This is a genomic window from Bacillus sp. JJ1521 (assembly GCF_036965165.1).
Taxonomy (GTDB): Bacteria; Bacillota; Bacilli; order Bacillales; family Bacillaceae_L; genus Ferdinandcohnia.
This window is the reverse complement of record NZ_JBALOX010000067.1, coordinates 14,709-33,939: the sequence shown is the minus strand read 5'-3', so window position 1 is coordinate 33,939 and position 19,231 is coordinate 14,709. Positions and strand designations below refer to the sequence as shown.

Genomic DNA, 19,231 nt, shown 5'->3' with positions numbered 1-19,231 from the left:
GAGGATACGATCATGTTAGATTTCACTAGACGGCAGCTTCTCTTGTTACATGAACTATTTCAACAAGAAACACGAACAGCTGCAAATCTATCCATGGTAGTAGAGGCTTCAATTAGGACGGTTAAAAATGATATTACTATTCTGAGAAAAAAACTTCGTAACCATGGAATTTCCATAGAATCTAGTCCTAATAAAGGGTATCAGTTACATTATCATGATCGTTCTTCAGAGGACTATCTAACAGAGTTATTCGCTCAGCTAGACATAAAAAGATTAAATTTGTTTAAACGAAATAACTATGAGCGCATCTTTTTTATTATACGAACATTATTAATAAATAAAGACTATATAAAATTAGACGATCTTGCCAGCAAAATGTTTGTTAGTCGTTCTACACTAAACACAGATATGCCTGAAGTTAAACGTATCCTTGCAAATTATCAATTAGATGTAATATCTAAAGCAAACTATGGAATCGCTATCCAAGGGAGCGAATTGAATAAAAGAATTTGTATTGCTGAGTATTTTTTTCATAATAAAACGACCTTTGAAAATAGTAAGGAACTTGATATCAGGATTGAGGGTTATAACCAGGCTATTATTCCTTTAATTGAAGAACAATTAAGAACCGTTTGTGAACAATACGAGATCATTCTTTCCGATTTTTCTATAAAGAATATAACCATTCATGTATTAATTACGATTTTTAGAAGCAGGTCCAGTTATACCATCGAAATACCTAAACAATACAAGAATGAAATCAAGAAAGAATATCCCAATATATATGAAGCAAGCGAAAAGCTCTGTACTACCATCAATGTCCTTTTCGATACTAAGTTAACTGATGGTGATATCTCATATATTGGCATGCACTTAGAAAGTAAACAGTTATTACACAAAACCGGCACTAAATATACCAGATTAGATGAAGTAAATCATGTATTACAGGATGTCTATACCGAAATTAAAAATAACTTTGATATAGATATTTCATTGGACGAAGTATTAAATGAATATTTAGCCCTGCACATCCTTCAAATGGTGCGAAGAATTAAAAATAAAATGGTGCTCAGAAATCCTGTTGTGCATGAAAATCTTCAAAAATATCTTTTTGCCACAAAGGTTACGATTTCAGCTGCGAAGATTATTGAAGACTACTATGATATAAAAATTAATTTGGATGAGTTTGGATACCTTGTTCTTTACTTCAATGTTGCATTACGAAATATAAAAAAGAAGCAAAAAGTTACAATATGTTTAGTAAGCGGACGTGGACGAGCAGAAACAATTATGTATATCAATGAACTAAAAGAAAACTTTCCTGACGATTCATATTGTCTCATTAACTATAATTCACTTGATGAAGCGATTGAACATATTAGCCATATTGATATTTTAGTGTCCTCCTATGAGATCAAAATTTCACGTCCAATTCCACAGGTAGCCATTGAGAAGGGAAATTACATTGATCAAATTCGTAAACTCATTAACAAACTTGAAATCCATCATTTGGATATCAATAAATATTTTAAACCTGAATTTTCAAATTTCCAATTAGCAGGAGAAACTAAAGAAAGTATCCTACAGAACATTGTGGCCGATCTTAAACGATTAAACATTATTGAACCACATACTGCTGTAGACACACCCTTTATTTCACATGAAATCGGCAATAACATCGTGCATCTTCAAGACCTTCATAAAATTTGCAGAAAACCAGTATGCTATATTGCAGTACTTAAGACACCAACAATCTGGGATAAGGATATTATTAAGGTGTTATTCCTGATTAAAACCAAAAGGGATGGAGACCAGCATTTGAATATTTTATGCGATATGTTCTCCAATTGGACAAGGGATAGAAAAAAGGTGAATAGACTGATAAACAATATGAACTATGATGTATTTATAACAGACATCCAAAATTATTAACTTGAAAGATAAGGGAAGAGTCATGAAGAAAATTGCAACGGATTTGCTTGTCATATTTGCGGGTGGCCTTATTTTCGCAATAGGTGTTAACTTTTTTATAATCCCTAATTTACTTTCTGAAGGTGGGATTATTGGCTTAACTGTTATTACACATTATCTATTCGGTTGGTCACCGGGTTTCATTAATTTAGTATTAAACTTAACTCTATTAGTGATAGGATTTAAATTTTTCGATCGAAAAACACGGTATTATACACTATTCTCAATCTTCTCATCCTCCTTACTTTTGTATCTAACAGAAAGCTACGGACGTATCCTAACAGAGGATACCCTTCTTTCAGCTGTTTTCGCTGGTTTACTTGTTGGAATCGGACTAGGTATGATCTTTCGTACAGGTGGAACAAACGGAGGCACTACGGTACTAGCGAGAATCGCAAATCAATACTTCGGATTGACAATTGGGCAAGCCATGCTCATCATTGACATCATTGTTGTGATAGGGTCTATATTTGTGATTGGAATCGATAAAGGAATGTATACATTGATTTCCGTGTACCTAGGCGCAAAGGTCATCGACTTTTTTGTCGACGGTATGGATGAGCAAGTAGCCGTCCTCATTATGTCAAACCACGCTGATAAAATAGCAGATACGATCTTGTATAGTATGTCCCGGGGTATTACCATTTTAAATGGTCATGGAGGATACACCAGGGACGACAAAAAGGTTCTTTACCTTGTTCTTAGCAGGCAAGAGTTAGTCAAACTAAAAAAACTAATTAACGATATTGATGATAATGCATATGTTACAGTACATCAAGTACAAGAAATGCTGCGCAAGGGATATAAGGCTTCAATGGCTAAGTAGTACATTTTATTTATTGCATAATTAAGGGTCAATCAAACTTACAAAGTTAATTTTATCTATTATTAAAGGGAAGCAAAAAAATTTACTGCTTCCCTCAATCTTTTCAACATTTTCTCAAAAAGGATATACAATTAGGTGGTCCGTTTTATTTTCCTTCCTTTACATACAAAAAGCCCTTCAGAGCTTTCAAGAATTATTATGACAAATATTAAAATTGGGACAAGGGATCTGTCCCTCCTTCCCTATAGTAGTCTACTAAATTAATTGTATAACAGTTTAGCTCACATCCCCTTTCTCCTTACATAATAAATTAAAACAAACGATTGATTGAATTAGAAGTTTTACGACATCACTGGTCTAAACCACTAAACAATTTTTTGTTTGAAATCGACGTTCTAAAAAATAGCCCGATTAGTACAGCTTATCTTTAATCCCGTAGTAGATATTCCATTATAATAGTTTGTTTTTTGTAATAAAGTTCTAGCTACTAAATCAGAATGCATTATTACAGAGAATGAAGAGAAAAAATAAGGGATTGATAGAACCGTCCCTTTTCTCCTATCAGAACACACTTTATCAATTTAAAGAAAAAAAGCATAGAAGCATAAAGGTATATAAGCGTTAACTCGTGTCATTGCTAGAAAGTTCTTAACAGTTTATAATCGCTTAAATGAAAGGAGTAGATTGAGTGAATCACGTTAAGTTTTATGCATCTATGTTAGTTGGTACTTTTATTATTGCTTTATCTTTTACTTTATTACAGGGACCTAACCAGATTGCTTCTGGTGGATTAACGGGAGCATCTCTTGTTCTAAGTAATATATTTAGTGTTCCTACAGAAATTTTTTTAATATTATCTACTATTATTCTATTAGTAGTTTGTTGTTATTTTTTAGGGGTACATTCGATTTTAAATTCGGGTATTGGTTCTCTATTAATCCCGTTTTTTATCTATCTTACAAATGGGATACAGCCACTGACAGGCGATCCCCTATTAGCTTCTATCTTTGGAGGATTAGGTGTTGGAGTTGGCTTAGGGATTGTTCTTAAAGTTGGGGGAAATACTGGTGGTTTTACTTTAATTGCTCAGATTCTCCACAAGAGAAAGTCTGTTAAACACAGTACTACGATTATGTTTATGGATGCCACAGTTATGCTTGGAGGAGGACTCATTTTTTCACCTGAAAAAGCCTTATACGCTTTGGTTGGGGCATTTGTGACACGAAAGACGATAGATTTTATTCAAGGGAAAAATAAAGAATCTAAGGTTGCATATATCATATCATCGAAAGAATATGAACAAAGAATAACAGAGTCTGTCTTGCATTGTTTAGATCGAGGTTTAACCAAAATAATAGGTGCAGGGGGATACACCAATAGCGAGAGAGTGATTATGATGACTGTCCTCGATGTATCTATGGTAAATGATCTAAGATTAATGGTTCAGGAAATCGATCCTCATGCTTTTATCATCTTATATGATGCAACCAAGGTTTTCGGTGAGGGATTCACTCCAGATTTGCAGTCTTCCCCTAGCAAAATGCTAGTTTCTTAAGGTATAGTATAGAGCTGTAAAATCGCTTTTTCAAATTTGTTCACTGAAAAAACGTAAAAAAATAGGGGAACAATGGAACCATCCCCTGTGTTTCCCCATTAATAATCAATCACCCATCCCCTCCCCACAACATTTGAACGCAATGATTGTAAAGTAGTGGTTTTACGAATTTTTTCGAATTGGTGAGGCTGTAGGTTCATTACTTTTCTTACTTCATGAAAATGAGTAAACCCGTTTCTCTTGGTTCTTTCCTCGATAAACTTCTCGGCTACATTCAAGTTAATCCCTGGGAGAGATAATAAATTTGCATTCCATGAAAAGTACTATTTCGAGTCAATTTATACTCTTCCTCATATTATATTGCGATTAAAAAACCTATTTCCAGTTCTTCGAATATTTGAAAACATTGCTGTAATACGGGAGGGCTCCTATTATTATTTACTATGGATTCTAAAAAGGAATGGATGTAGGGGGATAAAATTAGAATAATTTTAAATCATATTACAATACCAATACACGACTATGCAGTAATCTGTACTAATTTGGTCATTTTCAAAAATGCGATTTTAAACAAATGTTTGTTTAACAGGATAGCCCGATGATACCGCGAATACTTTGTTTCAAACAATCGTTTGTTTGAATTATTTTCGTGAAAAAACGAGTTGAAAAGTTAAACTGTTATACTATTAATTTAGTAGCCTACTATAGCAACGGGACCATCACCATCAACTTTTGAACTAGAACAAATAAACTGTAAAAATATTATTTCTTCCTTTTAATTTATTCTATTTTATGTTTTTTTCGTAGGTACCATAAATTCGATTGTTACAGTGGAAAATGTATATTTTGTGAAAAGAAAAATAAAACAAAAAAACCTTCGGCTACTCTTTGTGTCCGAAGGGATTAGGTTAATACTTTTTTGTCACATCAATATCTATTGTTCAATATAGGTTGTTCTTTCTCCAACCACAGTAGTATTGTCTGGAAAACTGCCAGCCAGTAGTGTACTTTCACCAAGTCGATACTAAGGCTTACCCATGAGTAATTCTGACTATGAGCAAGCCTTTGATATTCTTATTAAAGAAGCACAATCATAGAAAGTACAAACATGAAAATCACACCAATAATCATTGGAACGGAAGTCCGCTTTACAATCTCAATCGGGCTGTATTTGACAGTTCCTGCCACAATCATAACAACGGCTGCAACTGGTGAAACAGCTCTTAAGAGATTTCCTGCAAGTCCCATTGGGACAGAAACTGCAATTGGACTAATACCTGCAGCAACTGCTAAAGGTACGATAAGTGGAACCATAGCGTAGAACAAGGCTGTACCACTTCCGCTTAGTATAACGATTATAGCTGTCAAACCAACTAGTATTAATGGAAGTACAAATCCAAGGCCAGAACCATGTATACTTACCATAGCTGATTGCAATGCTTCAATTAGTCCGATTGATTTAAGTCCTGTTACAAAGACAGAAGCCGCAACGAGCAAGGCAACAATTGGCATTGCACCACCCATACCTTTAAAGAAGCTTTCTGTGCCATCAAGTACTACCTTAACGCCTTTATGACGAATTACTTCACAAATAATGGCAAGTACAAATGAGAATAAAGTGGCTACTTCAACACTAATGTCTATTGTAACATCCGAAACGGATTGAAGAATAAACACAAAAATAAGTAGCAATATCGGAAATATAGGGAGAATAGCATAAACAGTCTTAAATAATTTTCCGCCTTCGATTTCCGTTAATTCTTTTACAACAACCTCTTCCTCACTTCTATTTGCGCCTTGTTTTTTATCCATATGTTTTTGCCAAAAGTAATGAGCAATCGCCATTACTATCAAAGTAGGAATAGATATTATGGCATGATAACGGATAACGTAATCAGTTACGGTTAAGTTGGCAAATTCAGGATATTTGGCAAGCTCAACTGCAATTGCAACGTTATCACCACCTAAAGGTGTAGGAATTACAGTTGCTGAGGTTGCTATGACAGCAGCCGCAGATAAAGTTGACATTCCCGCCTTTTTTAAGACTGGAAAGAGTGTTGCAAGTAAGATAATTGCCAGATTTGATGCACTAGGAATTACCAAAGATAATAGATTACCTAGTAGAAAAACGATTGGAACTAAAATATAAACTGATTTAATACTTGCAATTGGTTTAGTCAATACGTTAACGGTTACGTCATTTGCTTTAATGTATGACATATAAGCTGTATAACCACCGAGTAAAAGAATGATAAACCCTGCTGAAGTAAGTGTGGACTTAAATTGGTCTGCAATGGTTAACAACGGATCCAGAAAAACAGAACCTGTTGAGGTGAAATCTGCCACATTAATACCTTTGCCCATTCCGATGGCAATAAACATCAGGATAATTCCAATCAAGAATAAAGTGATTTTTATATCCATTTGTTTTATAAGCATGTAGATTACGAGTAATACTGCGAGTATTGCGGAACCATACATCATGATATCCGTCATAATTGTTCCCCCTTAATAATTCCTTCCTTACTGGAAGATAATAGTGCGATTGATTTTTCATTTATGTGTGAAATTTATATAGGTTTCCTTTACATGTTTGAAAAGGGAAACTGATTATTAGTTACATCTTCTCAAACTATCGAGTAACCAATTTCTAAACATATCTTGGTCGATATCCATACATACTTTTGCATTACTTGGTTTTTTATAATAACCTTTCAAGTCGACTACCGTACAACCTGCTGTCATTTCCCCATTCAATTCAATATCTACATATGTGTCTATCGCTTCAAACATTTCTGGTTTCAGAAGATAGGCAATGGCCGTACTGTCATACATTTTCAAGCCAGTTTTCATACTGCCACCACGATATTTTTGGAATAAAGAATAAATCATTTTACCTACATTGTTCATCTCTTTTATTTGTGCACTATCTTCAGGGAAGACAAGCGCTTTCAATCCAACGTCTAATCCAGCCATCACGATTGGGACACCACTGTTAAATACAATTTTTGCTGCCTCAGGATCTACATGCATATTGAATTCCGACATAACTCCCATATTCCCTCTAGAAGCAGAGCCCCCCATTAGGACGATTTCGGAAATTTTCTCCTTTACTTCTGGGTAAACTTTAAATAGAAGAGCAATATTGGTTAATGGTCCAATGGGTACTAGAGTAATAGGAGTATCATTTTCCATAATAACTCGGTACATTGCGTTAACAGCGTTTTCCTCTAATACTAAATCATAGGTTGGCTCTTCAAAGTCAAAGCCTTCCATACCACTTGCACCATGAACATTACTCGCATCTACCGCTGGTCTAATAAGTGGTTCATTTGCACCGATTGCAACTGGCACTTCTTTATTGAAATATTTTAATAGTCTAAGTGTATTGTAAGTTACCTTATCTACTCCCACATTTCCTGCAACTGTCGTAAGTAATTTAACATCCAGTTCTTCACTGAAAAGTGCGATAGCCAATGCAACTGCGTCATCAATTCCAGGATCTGTATCAATAATAATTGGTCGTTTATTCATGTTCATTCTCCTTTTGAGTGTGATTTTGTTTTTATAAAGGAAAGTTTTTTTTGAATTTTTGTCATCACCCCCTTAAGTTCTATCTAAAACTACTGTTTTACAAATTTACAAATTTGACCATTCCATGTCCTAATGTGTCTGTTGGACGTTGTATAAAACCAAATTTTTCATAAAACTTTTCTGTATTTGGAGTTGCCATCAAGCCGACATAAGCATTCGAACAAGCCTTTTCTTCAATATATTCTAGAAGAGATTCCATAACGAGCTTACCAATTGACCTTTGTCGAAACTCTGGGTCAACAACAACATCTTTGATAAAAAATACAATTCTATCATCCCCAACCACTCTTCCAATACCAATTGGGCGATCATCCTCGTAAATTACAATAGAAAATAATGTGTTTTTCAAGGCAATCTCAACATCATGGAAAGAATACTCTTGGAATGAAGCTTTTTGTCTAAGTTCAAAGTAAATATTTGGAGTTAACCCGTTTTTAATTTTTGTTAACATTTTTTATCACCTGTTAGTTGGATGTATCTTACTTGGATGAAGTAGATGTTATAAAGTCTTGCAATTCCTGTAGTGAAGGCATTCCACCTTGGGCTCCAGCCTTGGTAACGGATAGGCTTGCTGCATGAACTGCATATTGACAAGCTTCTTTAAGAGAATAGCCTTCGTTAAGAAAATGTGTTAAAGCCCCATTAAATGTATCACCAGCTCCAGTAGTATCTACGACTTCTACTTTTGGTGCAGAAATTTCAATCTCTGTGCCATGATTAAAAAAAGAAAGTCCTTTATTTCCTCTTGTTATTATTAATTTTTCCCTATATTCTTCTTTAAATGAATCCTCTTGCATTAAACACTCTGCTTCATGTTCATTTGGCGTCAGATAAGTGATAGTGTCCCACCAATGTGATGGAATCGATCGAAAAGGTGCAGGATTTAAGATAACTCTAATCCCAAATTCTTGAGCTATTTCTAATACCTTCTCAATAGTTTCCATTGGAATCTCCAATTGAATAAGTAAGATATTACTTTGAGAGATTATCTCTTTATATTTCTCAATTTTCTCAGGCGTGAGCTCGAAATTTGCACCCGGAACAACAACAATTAAATTATCACCTTCCGTAATAAATATGGATGCTGTACCAGTGCTTGCATGTGTAACCGGTTCCACATTGTCTATAAGAATTCCCTCCTTATTCAAGTGGGAAATGTATTCTTCACCGAATAAATCTTGTCCGACACAACCTATCATCCTCACCGCCCCGCCTAGTCTTGCTGCAGCTACTGCTTGATTTGCACCTTTTCCCCCAAAATTTCTTTGAAAAGTCTTCCCAAGCAATGTTTCTCCTAATCGAGGATAACGATTTACTGTTGTCATTAAATCGACATTTAAACTCCCTATTACCGTAATCATCTGTATGAATCTCTCCTTCATTCTTAGTTGCACAATGGGATACTATTTTGTAGATTTTAATAGTTAAGTAGAACGGCGTTCAATTAAGTTTGCGTCAAAAACATAATGTTTTTGCCCTGTGTAAGTTCCCGTCATTAATTCTAGAAGAAGTTCCACACTTTTTTCTCCCAGCTTATAGATCGGTTGTTCCATTGTTGTAAGCTCCGGGGTAATTGCTATTCCCCATTCAATGCCATCAAATCCAATTACTTTTATATCATTTGGTATTTGCAAACCAAGTTCAGTGATAGCTTTAATTGCACCGACCGCCATAATATCATTACCAGCAAAAATCCCATCAACTTCTGGATGTTCAGAAAGAAGTTTCATTGTGGATTTCATGGATGTTTTTAAATCATAGTTTCCAACATAAATATAGGTAGACTTTTTATGTTCCTGTAATTCATCTATGTATCCACGCAACCTTTCATCTGCCACATGGATATCCTTTGGCCCTTGCAAATGAGCAATATGGCTGCAGCCTTTCGACAATAAATAGCGTACTGCTTCTCTTGCACCTTCGTAATTGTTTAATGAAATAGACGGAATATCTCTACTTATTACACGGTCCAAAGCAACGATGGGAACCTTTACATTTTTCAAATGTTCCTTCTTGAGGGTATTCGAAACAATGATAATTCCATCTACATATTTTGAGATCATTATTTCGATTAATTTAAGTTCATTTTCTAATTGTTCATCGCTATTAAATAAGAGTATGCTATATCCTGCCTTGCTTAATGTTTCTTCGACAGTCTTGACTAGTTGTGGAAAAAATGGGTTTGTAATATCTGGGATAATAAACCCAATTGTTTTCGATGTTTTTTTAAATAAACTTCTTGCAACAGCATTCGGTTGATAATTTAATGATTGAATCGCCTGTTCCACATTTTTCCTAGTATCTTCATGGACATATCCCTGATTATTTAATACACGTGACACTGTTGCTACTGATACACCAGCCAGCTTTGCCACATCCCGAATTGTTGCCATTATCGCACCAACCATCCCTAATTGTTTCTATTTTTAAAGCAAACTGATGCGTAACCGGTTACACACCAACAAAAAAAATAAAGCGATATTCCGTAACCGGTTACACATTTATCGTAAATCAAAATAATTAATTTGTCAACAGCATAATACTTTATTTTGGCGGGGGGCGGGATGTATAAAGAAATCCCTAAGGAATACCACGAAGACATATTAATAATGAATCAAAAAATTGTAAAGTTTATTAATTCCGATCCTAAAAAGAAATAATAAATGCAAACTTCTATCTGTTCTTCCTCCAATATTGATTCACCTCTCAACCGACCAATAATATAATCTATTAATTAGAATCCACCGTGCCACCACCACAAAAAAGGAGCGAACCACATGAAAATCATTCCTCTCATGAATTATTCATTTCTGATATGACTGGCTAGTATCAGGAATACTAATTAACTATAATCTCAAATCAGCCAAAAAGTCATTCAAACAAGCGCTTGTTTGAAATTTGAAACGGTTGGGGCTGTAGTGGTGATTCGCCAAACAAACATTTGTTCGAATTAAAATTTTCGATCAGTACAGATCGTAAAAAAGCTCATTTCGCATCCATCTGAACACAAAAAGCCATCTGTTCTATCTGAAGACTGTTATGGTTAAATATTGTATCGGGACGTTCGTGGCGTCACTACGATCTAGGAATGGGAAAAAACAGGGGAACGGGAGAACCGTCCCCCTGTTCCCCCTTAGAGTGGGATTTCTCTATTTCTGATTTCTATTTTTACTTCTTCTTCGCAGTAGCGGATGAGTTCGATTAGGTTTTTAACGAGTGCGTTGTGGTAGATTTCCCCGTTTTCCTTTGTTGAAACGGTTGGGTCACCGATTACCCCAATGTTTTTCGCTCCTTCTCGGTACATAGCTACATCACTTGGTACAAATACAGTGTCCCCTTCCACAAATGGGTCATGTTGTAGGAATGGATGCTTGTTGTGTACATTCTTCACAGCCTGTGAAGGATCACAAAGGTCTGGATATAAGTAGTACATATGAGATGTTTCCATTTCAGCTGCATGGCCTACTCCACCTGGTTCGGATACCTTAATCTCTCTTCCAATTTGATCCGCAATGTAAAATGGATCAGCTATTGCTAAAAAAGCACCTGTTTCATTACGAAGTTTTGTAATTGCTATTTTTAGCGGTGGTAAATTTGCCTCTCGGTGGCCATTTAGGATTATGATTTTTTCAAAACCATGGTAGACTAAGCTTTTACAAATATCATAGACAAGGTTTGTTAATGTTTCAGGCCGCAATGTAATCGTTCCTGGAAACGCCATATGATGGGGTGCCCATCCGACCCAGTTCGGAGGAGCCACCAATGTATGTGTTTTTCTCCCTACTTCCTCAGCAACACGTAGCGCCACAAAGGAATCTGTTCCAAGTGGCAAATGCTTGCCATGTTGTTCCACACTTCCAACTGGTACAATAATAGTTTTTTTAGTTTGTAAATAACTTTCTACATCTTCCCACTTATTTTCTTGAAGCCATACGCTTTTCAACTATCTCATCTCCCGTTAGTCTTTTGTGAGTGTTTCCATATCGTTTTCATCTAAATAGTTCCAACGACTTCTTGAATAAAGGTAATAAAATGCAGTGATCAATACAAGCCAGCTAATCCCAATTAACAATGGAATTGGCTGTATATACGTTAAAATCCAGAATGATGCTACCGCTGCGACTATTGCAAGCACTGGAATGTTTTTAATATTCACAGGAAAACGAAATACCGGTTTTAAGTGCGGTTGCTTGATCCTTACTATAACTAATGCAATGTTCATAAGACCCATCATCAGCCAGTTTGCAAATACGGCTGCACCAACTGCAATTGAAATGGCCTGCCCATATCCCATTGTACTCATAAGGGTAGTTCCAAGCGCAATAATTCCTGTAAACACAGTCGCCGCCACAGGAACATGCGTCTTCGGGCTGACCTTTCCTAAAAAGGCTGGGACAGCGTTCTCCCTTGCTGCAGCGAATAACATTCTTGAAGACCCTAATAAACAGCCTACTGTTGAGGTTCCTGTTGCAGTAAGAGCTGCTATTGCAATCAATATGGCACCAAACCCAGGTAATACGGTTTCAATTGCAAGTGATAATGGTGCTGTGGAAGCCGAAAGCACACTTGGTTCTGCTGCAGAAACAACACCAAATCCAGTCAAACAATAGAGGATAACGACTGTTACAAGAGCTGAAATTTGCGCTAATGGAAGATTCCGTCTTGGATTTTTTGCTTCCTCTCCTAGGGTTAATACTGCCTCTACCTGCATTTGTCCAAAAGCGATTAACGCAGTTGCTGCAAATACCCCAGTCCATCCATTTGGTAAAAAGTCACTATGCATAAAGGGACCTGTTGGATTGTGGAAAATCGTAATAATAGCAATTGCAAATAAGGACACAACTTGAATAATCGAGAAGAAGGTATTTACCTTTCCTGTCGTTTTAATTCCAACTAACAACAACCCTGTGATCGCAATTGATACCAAAGGTGCCACAATCGTCGGTGAAAGTGATGGAAAAATAAAATTAAAATAACCGGCAAAGCCTAGGTTTACTGCCCCTGCCGCAAAAGCAAAGGATAAAAAGTAAAGACCTGAACACCATAACGCCATCAATCTTCCTAAATCCTTATGAATGGGAGAAAACGCAAATTTAGAATACGCATATGATGCTCCTTCATATGGCCAATTCGAAGCTAATTCTGAGTAACTCATACTTGAAAGAATTGCAATGATACCAGCAATCAAAAAGGCCACAAATAAGGCTGGACCAGCTTGTGCTACTGCTGGACCAATTACCGTGAAGATCCCTCCCCCAATTAACGCTCCAACTCCAACACTCCATAAATCGACAAAACCTAATCCCCTATTAAGCTTTCCAGTTCCTGAAACAGCTTGATTGGTTGATGTTTCTAGATTCATACCTCTACCTCCATTTCACTATATGAAATAATTATTTCACAATTAAAAATATTGTTTTCATTTTACACTAATAATCAAAATATTTCACTTATTTTTTCGAGTTTTTTAATTAATTCTAAAAAAGGCCATCCAATTGGATAGCCTGTAACAAACAGATTTAATAGCGTAACTTTTCGTGTATTATCTCTGCACTTACTTTTAATCTAGCAACATATGACGATAACTGTTCATCGAACTCGTGGTCAAGGCCAATCACACTTAACGCAGCGATTACATTGTGATTGATATCAAAAATAGGTACAGCAATCGCAGCTGTTCCCTCATGCAATTCTCCCCTACTAACCGCATACCCTTTTTCTTTTATATCTTTTAATTCAGAAAAAATGAGTTCGTGATCAATTTTGGTGTGTGGGGTGAACATGGTATATGTATAACTATCTAATATTGACTTTTGTTCTTCGCTTTGAACAAATGCGAGTAAAACTCGTGGACAAGCTGCCGCATACAAAGGAACTCTTCTTCCTACCTGAGGAAAAACCCGAAAAGCAGATAAGGCTTCAAAATGTTCAATATAGATTGCCTCATTTCCATCTCGAATGGCTAATTGAACCGATAAACCAGTTTCATTTCGAAGTGCGAGCATTTCCTGTTTGGCCAATTCTCGAATATCAAAATGACTATTTACAATATGACTTTTTTCTAGAAATGCCATTCCCAGCCGATACTTCATAAGTCCATCCTCATTAATTCGTTTCAAATAACCAAACTTCTCAAGCGAAGAAATCATGCGAAAGACCGTTGGCTTGGAGAACCCCGTCTTTTTCGAAAGTTCGTCCAATGACAAAGATGGGCTTCTTAAATCAAAGCATTCAATAACCTGTAACGCTTTTTCAACACTACCATTCTTACTTGTTTTCTCTCTCATTTGCATATCTCCTGGACACGGGGACTGGTTTCTTGCCCCACCGTTTTTTTCCTAGGACGACGGACCTGCCCTCTGCCCCCACACTAAGTGTAACAGTTGTGTGTTATATCTGCCACTGGGGAACCGCCCCATTGTTTCATTACCAGAACTAGTTAAATGTTCCTATTTCACCTTTATTTTTCAGTAATAAGACAATCTATGAAACTAGATTAGCCTTCTTGTCTGTTAACGATATCATCTGTGATTACCCTTATACTCTTGGGCCCGAAAGCGCTAAGAATCGTTATAATATTCTAACCAACCTAACAAACCAGACTGTATTAATTGTGGAGTATTTTAACAAAAAGTGCTCTTTAATTAACTTTTTTAAAAATTTTGCAGCTCTTAATACAATTAACAAGAACAGATTAGTCATATGCAATGTAATTAATTCAGAAACACCCAATGAATCTGATCGGTTACTAAGAGTACTATCAAATGCCTTTCAAGATCGTGATGTTCCTTGGCAATTACGTTATAAAATAATAAATCAACTAATACATGATTTCCTATACTCTACAAAATTTCTTTCGGACTACACAGGAATAAAGACAAAAAAAATTGAGGACTACATCATCAAAAAGGGAATACCGGACTTTTACAAAGAGGAAGGGATCAAACATGGGTGTGGAACTTTATTAAACACCATATATGAAGATGATGCTTTTATAGGTGACCAAAAGTTAATTCTTTACGATATGGTGGTTGGACCAAAGCCAGACTTACAACCGAAAAGTTAAAAACAGTAAAAAGATATATAAATAAGGGGAATTTCCTCACTACCAATGTGGATGATTTTAGAAAACAAATAGTTGAAATTATTGGCACAAAAATCTTTGTTGAGATTGTATATTGGAATGAAGTAAGTTATAAATACTCAACGGGATTTTCTAATGAAGAGGATGATAATCAAATTCCGTTACAGTAAAAATAAAAAATAAGGGCATGACTGACTAAAAATAAACTAGTATACACTTGACTGTTTGGACACCTATTTTACCCAATGTACTTCCATAAGGGAGAGGACTGATGCTTATCGCAAATTAACTGGGTACTACTGGCTCAGACCATTAAACAAACAATTGTTTGAAATCGACTTAAAAAAATTGCCCGATTAGTACGGATTTTTACTAATCGGGCTATTGCTATTCTCTTATATATAAATTCATATCTAAAAACCTCAGTTGCTATATACAACTCATTTTACGAATCGCTTTTGGGGCTATAAATTGGAACTTAAATATGATCACTTCTAATCTAACCAGTGCGATTCTTTTCTCTTTTTATAACTAATTTTGCAACAGTTGAACTGTTAGTTTAAATTGGACAATTATTGAACTTGGGGTTTCTTCACGTTTCCTTTGATCTAGGCTTTACTAAGGTTAGAGGTGATTTTGTGCTAGAAAAAGTAATTGGTCATAATATCAAGCGGATTCGAACAAAGAAAAAAGTCTACCAGGAAGATTTAGCGTTAGATATTGGGATATCCCCTACCCACTTAAGTAATATTGAGACCGGTAAAGCAACACCTTCAATTCCATTGATTGAAAAGATTTCTTCTGAACTTGACATTTCAAGTAATGAGCTTTTGGTAAATGGTGAAATAATTAAGAGTGACAAAAATATAGATTTAAAACTAACTCTTGCTGAAATTTATGAAGACATTCCGCAAAAATATCACGAAGAGATCAAAAACTTTAATAAAAGTTTAGCAAATATCATTAACAAAAGGGAATTCGAAACAAAGTGATATAGGACTATATGGATTACACATCAAGAACTAATTCCACATTGTCCCACCTCAATATCACCTGATCCCGACCAATTATTGAATCTAATAATAAAAATCCCCCGCAACACCACCACAAAAAAAAGGAGCGAACCACATGAAAATGATTCTACCAATTTATGAAGTAACCCCCCTAACAATGTCAATCCTCCCCGCTAGGGACATCGACTACTTTGCGATTGTCATTGAGGAGTATCAAACCCTCTACGTAAGGCAAACACCACTTCAAATCATCAAAACGGCCTGCCTAGAAGGTGGCGCCACGTATGAAGGAAGGCGAAAAGCCGTCACCTATCTGACCGGCGCGATACAGAAGGTACCCATTCCAATCAACCCTCGAAGAAATATCTTCGCGTTTCCCACTCATTCACCAACCGCGTTTGAGTGCAGCTGGATCTTCTACCACCACATAAAAACAATCATACCAATCCAACAAATAAACAATGCAACCCAATCCATTATCCAATTCAAAAATCAACAAGAGCTCCCCATGACTGAATCTCACTATCTGCTAGAAAAGCAATATACACGTACCGCTATGTGCGTCTTACAATATGCCACACAAGAAAAATTGATAACGTATCCACTACTAGGAATCTAACCATATGGGTAAGTGTCACTATGCCGCTTCCTCCCCAACTTCAATAACTCATGGGACGACGGATATTTCCCTATGGCCCTCAAAATATAATCAAAAAGGATGAAAATAAACATGTATGGAAATATTCTACTCGATGAAAGCCCGTTAATTATTGCGCCTACTCTTGCAAAAATGGTTGGCTTAAATGAATGTATTATTCTACAGCAGGTTCACTATTGGCTAAAGCGCAGCAGTCATATCAAACTCAACCAAAAGTGGGTGTATTTCACTTACGATCAATTGATGGAACAAATTCCTTTCCTCTCAAAAAGCACCATTCAAAGGACCGTTCTAAAATTGGAACGCAATGGCTACCTGTCCTCCAATAACTTCAACAAGTTGAAAATAGACAAAACGAAGTGGTACACAATCAATTATGAAAATCTAGATGAACTAAAAAAAGAAGGAATGACTGATGACCATACAATCGTTGAAGATAAACTTTCCCCATCTTACCATTCTGAACAAGTGGAGTGTTCAGAACAAACAGACCATATGCCCGAAGTGAACTGTCCATCTATTCAAGTTAATCAGTCGAGCGAGTCAACTTGGCACGCAGAGGAGTTCAATCTGAACACACCAATACCAGAGACTACTACAGAGATTACTTCAAAGATTTCATCAGAGACTTCTTCTTCTTCAAAAGATTTACAACAGGAAGAAGTAAAAGAAGACCCGTTCCGTTTCTTTGAGCAAAATGGCTTTGGAACAATTGGCAGTTTCCTAGCTGATAAAATACAGGCTTGGTGCACTGATTTGTCAGATCAGCTAGTGATTGAGGTTATGAAACTAGCTATCGTAAATTCATCAAAGCGATGGAACTATGTTGAAGCGATCCTAAGAGATTGGGTCGATAAAGGCTATCAAACTGTGGATGATGTACAAGCTGCCCGTCTAGCCTTTAAAAATCAAATGAACCACCAATCTAGAAAAAAGCCAACCAGAAAGGAGCTACTTCCAGACTGGTTTCATAAGCGTAATCAGGACTATAAAGCTAAAAATGGCACTACCTTTGAAGAAGATAAAAAGAGCATTGAGGAACAATTGAATAAGCTTAAGGAAACCCCTGACCCACAACAAGGACCTGTACACAATCCCAGTTTTGAGGAGAAAAAGAGGCTGTTTGAGGAACGTAAAAAGAGGATGAAAGGGCAAAAATGATTTGGGACAATGAACCTGGACTGCATTCCAAACCCTTAACCTATTTTCATTATTTTAGGCTACTAAATTAATGGTATAACAGTTGCGTTCACAAACGATTATTCCTTTCGTAATAATTCTGTCTCTAACTCTAATACATCATAGTTTTCCATACTGGGGTTATCTTTAAACTACTCTAATTGTAAGCTACTTTGTTTTTCAGTAAAAAATGTTATTGTTTAATTGGAATAACTTCTGCTCTATCTTATCCACTTCTAAATGTACCTCATAATAGTCATCAGTAACTTTGAATTTTTTCCAATTTTTTCTATACTTTCCATTCGTTGATATAGATCCTCGACGACCTACCCCTTATAGCCTGACAAGCATCCCTATATTAGGTCATATCTTCAACTGTTTTAAGCGCCTGAACGAATAGGGCAATTAATTCATATTATGTGGATAAAGGAGTGATTTCATTGGCAACACTTTCAAATAAATATCAAATTGAAAGGCGATACATTAAATTGGGGAATGCGCGGTCTGGTCAACGTATAAATAAGGTGTTATTCGTCGTATCTCATGATACTGCTAATCCGAGTGCAGATGCCGATAATCATTTTAATTACTTTAATAACAGTCAGCCAAATGCATCTGCTCATACTTTTGTTGATGAGAATAAAATTCTTGAAATTATTCCCCTGTGGGAGAAGGCTTGGCATGTGAATTATAACAAACCCACTGATAACAGGATGTTTGGTGCTGATGCGAATGACGCGGCAATTGGAGTAGAATTATGTCGTCCCGGGGATTTCAGCAAGTCCTACGACAAATACGTTTGGTACCATGCATATCTATGTAGAAAGTTTGCTTTAGATCCAAAGAAGCATATTGTTGCGCATCAAACCCTTGATCCTGAAAGAAGAACTGACCCCGTTGCTTGGCTAAAACAAAACGGAGTGTCGTGGACAAACTTTATTACTCATGTAACTGATTATTATAATCGATGGCATAATGATGAAAAAGCAACAGTAGATGCGGCTCCGGCAGATAGTGCTGATGGCAAATTAATACGGGGTGAACGTGGTCCAAATGTACGTATCCTTAATGAAATGCTGAATAAACTTGAATACACAACAAAAACGGATGATCTTTTCGATCAATATACAGAAGCTGCCTTGCTTGCTTTTCAGAAGGATTATGGACTTACCCAAAATGCTATTTATACGACAGAAGTAGGAAATGTAATGCGTGATGCAATCGAGTCAAAAGAAAGCATGAAAGTAGATCTACTACCTAAAAAGTCACCAAATATGTATCGCCTTGCCAAGGTCGTAGATACATCAAACTTAAGATTAATTAACGAATTAAGAAATCAAGGGTATTACAT

The 19,231-nt window shown here is 36.1% G+C and carries 16 protein-coding genes and 1 pseudogene (1 of these 17 running past the window's edge); 8 read left to right on the top strand and 9 right to left on the bottom strand.

The features are described 5' to 3' along the window. Positions 1-12 precede the first annotated feature (12 nt). The 3 genes from V7147_RS10380 (at position 13) to V7147_RS10370 (ending at position 4,352) form a co-directional block, all read left to right on the top strand. Positions 13-1,932: a BglG family transcription antiterminator gene (locus V7147_RS10380; protein WP_335367781.1), complete on the top strand. Its 1,920-nt coding sequence runs from the start codon at positions 13-15 to the stop codon at positions 1,930-1,932. Positions 1,933-1,954: 22 nt separating this feature from the next. After that, positions 1,955-2,797: a YitT family protein gene (locus V7147_RS10375; protein WP_335367780.1), complete on the top strand. Its 843-nt coding sequence runs from the start codon at positions 1,955-1,957 to the stop codon at positions 2,795-2,797. Between the two features lie 688 nt (positions 2,798-3,485). After that, positions 3,486-4,352 carry a YitT family protein gene (locus V7147_RS10370; protein WP_335367779.1) on the top strand — a complete coding sequence of 289 codons (867 nt, stop codon included), beginning with the start codon at positions 3,486-3,488 and terminating at the stop codon, positions 4,350-4,352. A 98-nt stretch (positions 4,353-4,450) separates the two neighbouring features. Here the strand turns inward: V7147_RS10370 and V7147_RS25195 are convergent. The 9 genes and pseudogenes from V7147_RS25195 to V7147_RS10330 all read right to left on the bottom strand — a co-directional run. Next, positions 4,451-4,645: pseudogene (locus V7147_RS25195) on the bottom strand (helix-hairpin-helix domain-containing protein); the annotation flags it as partial. Positions 4,646-5,429: 784 nt separating this feature from the next. Further along, positions 5,430-6,848 (bottom strand): C4-dicarboxylate transporter DcuC, encoded by a 1,419-nt coding sequence (dcuC, locus tag V7147_RS10365; protein WP_335367778.1) that lies wholly within the window; start codon positions 6,846-6,848, stop codon positions 5,430-5,432. Positions 6,849-6,965: 117 nt separating this feature from the next. Then, the gene (gene rihC, locus V7147_RS10360) at positions 6,966-7,886 is read right to left on the bottom strand and encodes a ribonucleoside hydrolase RihC (protein WP_335367777.1); all 921 of its coding nucleotides are present in this window, start codon (positions 7,884-7,886) and stop codon (positions 6,966-6,968) included. Between the two features lie 97 nt (positions 7,887-7,983). Then, positions 7,984-8,397 (bottom strand): GNAT family N-acetyltransferase, encoded by a 414-nt coding sequence (locus tag V7147_RS10355; protein WP_335367776.1) that lies wholly within the window; start codon positions 8,395-8,397, stop codon positions 7,984-7,986. 28 nt (positions 8,398-8,425) lie between these two features. Next, entirely contained in the window at positions 8,426-9,307 is an 882-nt protein-coding gene (gene rbsK / locus V7147_RS10350; RefSeq protein WP_335367775.1) for a ribokinase, read from the bottom strand. Between the two features lie 63 nt (positions 9,308-9,370). Next, on the bottom strand, positions 9,371-10,339 hold the full coding sequence (locus V7147_RS10345) for a LacI family DNA-binding transcriptional regulator (protein WP_335367774.1): 969 nt from the start codon (positions 10,337-10,339) through the stop codon (positions 9,371-9,373). A gap of 740 nt (positions 10,340-11,079) precedes the next feature. Then, a complete protein-coding gene (locus V7147_RS10340) occupies positions 11,080-11,889 on the bottom strand; it encodes a creatininase family protein (RefSeq protein ID WP_335367773.1) in 810 nt (269 codons plus the stop codon). A gap of 15 nt (positions 11,890-11,904) precedes the next feature. Next, a complete protein-coding gene (locus tag V7147_RS10335; RefSeq protein ID WP_335367772.1) occupies positions 11,905-13,308 on the bottom strand; it encodes an APC family permease in 1,404 nt (467 codons plus the stop codon). A 157-nt stretch (positions 13,309-13,465) separates the two neighbouring features. Then, positions 13,466-14,233 (bottom strand): IclR family transcriptional regulator, encoded by a 768-nt coding sequence (locus V7147_RS10330; protein ID WP_335367771.1) that lies wholly within the window; start codon positions 14,231-14,233, stop codon positions 13,466-13,468. 218 nt (positions 14,234-14,451) lie between these two features. On the opposite strand from V7147_RS10330, the gene V7147_RS10325 reads away from it, so the two are divergent. The 5 genes from V7147_RS10325 to V7147_RS10305 all read left to right on the top strand — a co-directional run. After that, positions 14,452-15,012: a hypothetical protein gene (locus V7147_RS10325; RefSeq protein WP_335367770.1), complete on the top strand. Its 561-nt coding sequence runs from the start codon at positions 14,452-14,454 to the stop codon at positions 15,010-15,012. A 656-nt stretch (positions 15,013-15,668) separates the two neighbouring features. Next, a complete protein-coding gene (locus V7147_RS10320) occupies positions 15,669-16,022 on the top strand; it encodes a helix-turn-helix domain-containing protein (RefSeq protein ID WP_335367769.1) in 354 nt (117 codons plus the stop codon). A 136-nt stretch (positions 16,023-16,158) separates the two neighbouring features. Then, positions 16,159-16,662: a competence protein ComK gene (locus tag V7147_RS10315; RefSeq protein WP_335367768.1), complete on the top strand. Its 504-nt coding sequence runs from the start codon at positions 16,159-16,161 to the stop codon at positions 16,660-16,662. Between the two features lie 111 nt (positions 16,663-16,773). Next, a complete protein-coding gene (locus tag V7147_RS10310) occupies positions 16,774-17,862 on the top strand; it encodes a DnaD domain-containing protein (protein WP_335367767.1) in 1,089 nt (362 codons plus the stop codon). 437 nt (positions 17,863-18,299) lie between these two features. After that, positions 18,300-19,231: the 5' portion of a peptidoglycan recognition protein family protein gene (locus V7147_RS10305; protein WP_438824575.1), read on the top strand. It continues 34 nt past the right edge of the window; only the first 932 of its 966 coding nucleotides appear in the window; it begins with the start codon at positions 18,300-18,302; the stop codon falls past the right edge of the window.

What these genes read in the sequence shown, in the direction of transcription:
- V7147_RS10380 (WP_335367781.1), top strand. Translation starts at nt 13, where the DNA reads ATGTTAGATTTCACTAGACGGCAGCTTCTCTTGTTACATGAACTATTT.
- V7147_RS10375 (WP_335367780.1), top strand. Translation starts at nt 1,955, where the DNA reads ATGAAGAAAATTGCAACGGATTTGCTTGTCATATTTGCGGGTGGCCTT.
- dcuC (WP_335367778.1), bottom strand. Translation starts at nt 6,848, where the DNA reads ATGACGGATATCATGATGTATGGTTCCGCAATACTCGCAGTATTACTC.
- rihC (WP_335367777.1), bottom strand. Translation starts at nt 7,886, where the DNA reads ATGAATAAACGACCAATTATTATTGATACAGATCCTGGAATTGATGAC.
- V7147_RS10355 (WP_335367776.1), bottom strand. Translation starts at nt 8,397, where the DNA reads ATGTTAACAAAAATTAAAAACGGGTTAACTCCAAATATTTACTTTGAA.
- rbsK (WP_335367775.1), bottom strand. Translation starts at nt 9,307, where the DNA reads ATGATTACGGTAATAGGGAGTTTAAATGTCGATTTAATGACAACAGTA.
- V7147_RS10345 (WP_335367774.1), bottom strand. Translation starts at nt 10,339, where the DNA reads ATGGCAACAATTCGGGATGTGGCAAAGCTGGCTGGTGTATCAGTAGCA.
- V7147_RS10335 (WP_335367772.1), bottom strand. Translation starts at nt 13,308, where the DNA reads ATGAATCTAGAAACATCAACCAATCAAGCTGTTTCAGGAACTGGAAAG.
- V7147_RS10330 (WP_335367771.1), bottom strand. Translation starts at nt 14,233, where the DNA reads ATGAGAGAGAAAACAAGTAAGAATGGTAGTGTTGAAAAAGCGTTACAG.
- V7147_RS10315 (WP_335367768.1), top strand. Translation starts at nt 16,159, where the DNA reads ATGAAAATGATTCTACCAATTTATGAAGTAACCCCCCTAACAATGTCA.
- V7147_RS10310 (WP_335367767.1), top strand. Translation starts at nt 16,774, where the DNA reads ATGTATGGAAATATTCTACTCGATGAAAGCCCGTTAATTATTGCGCCT.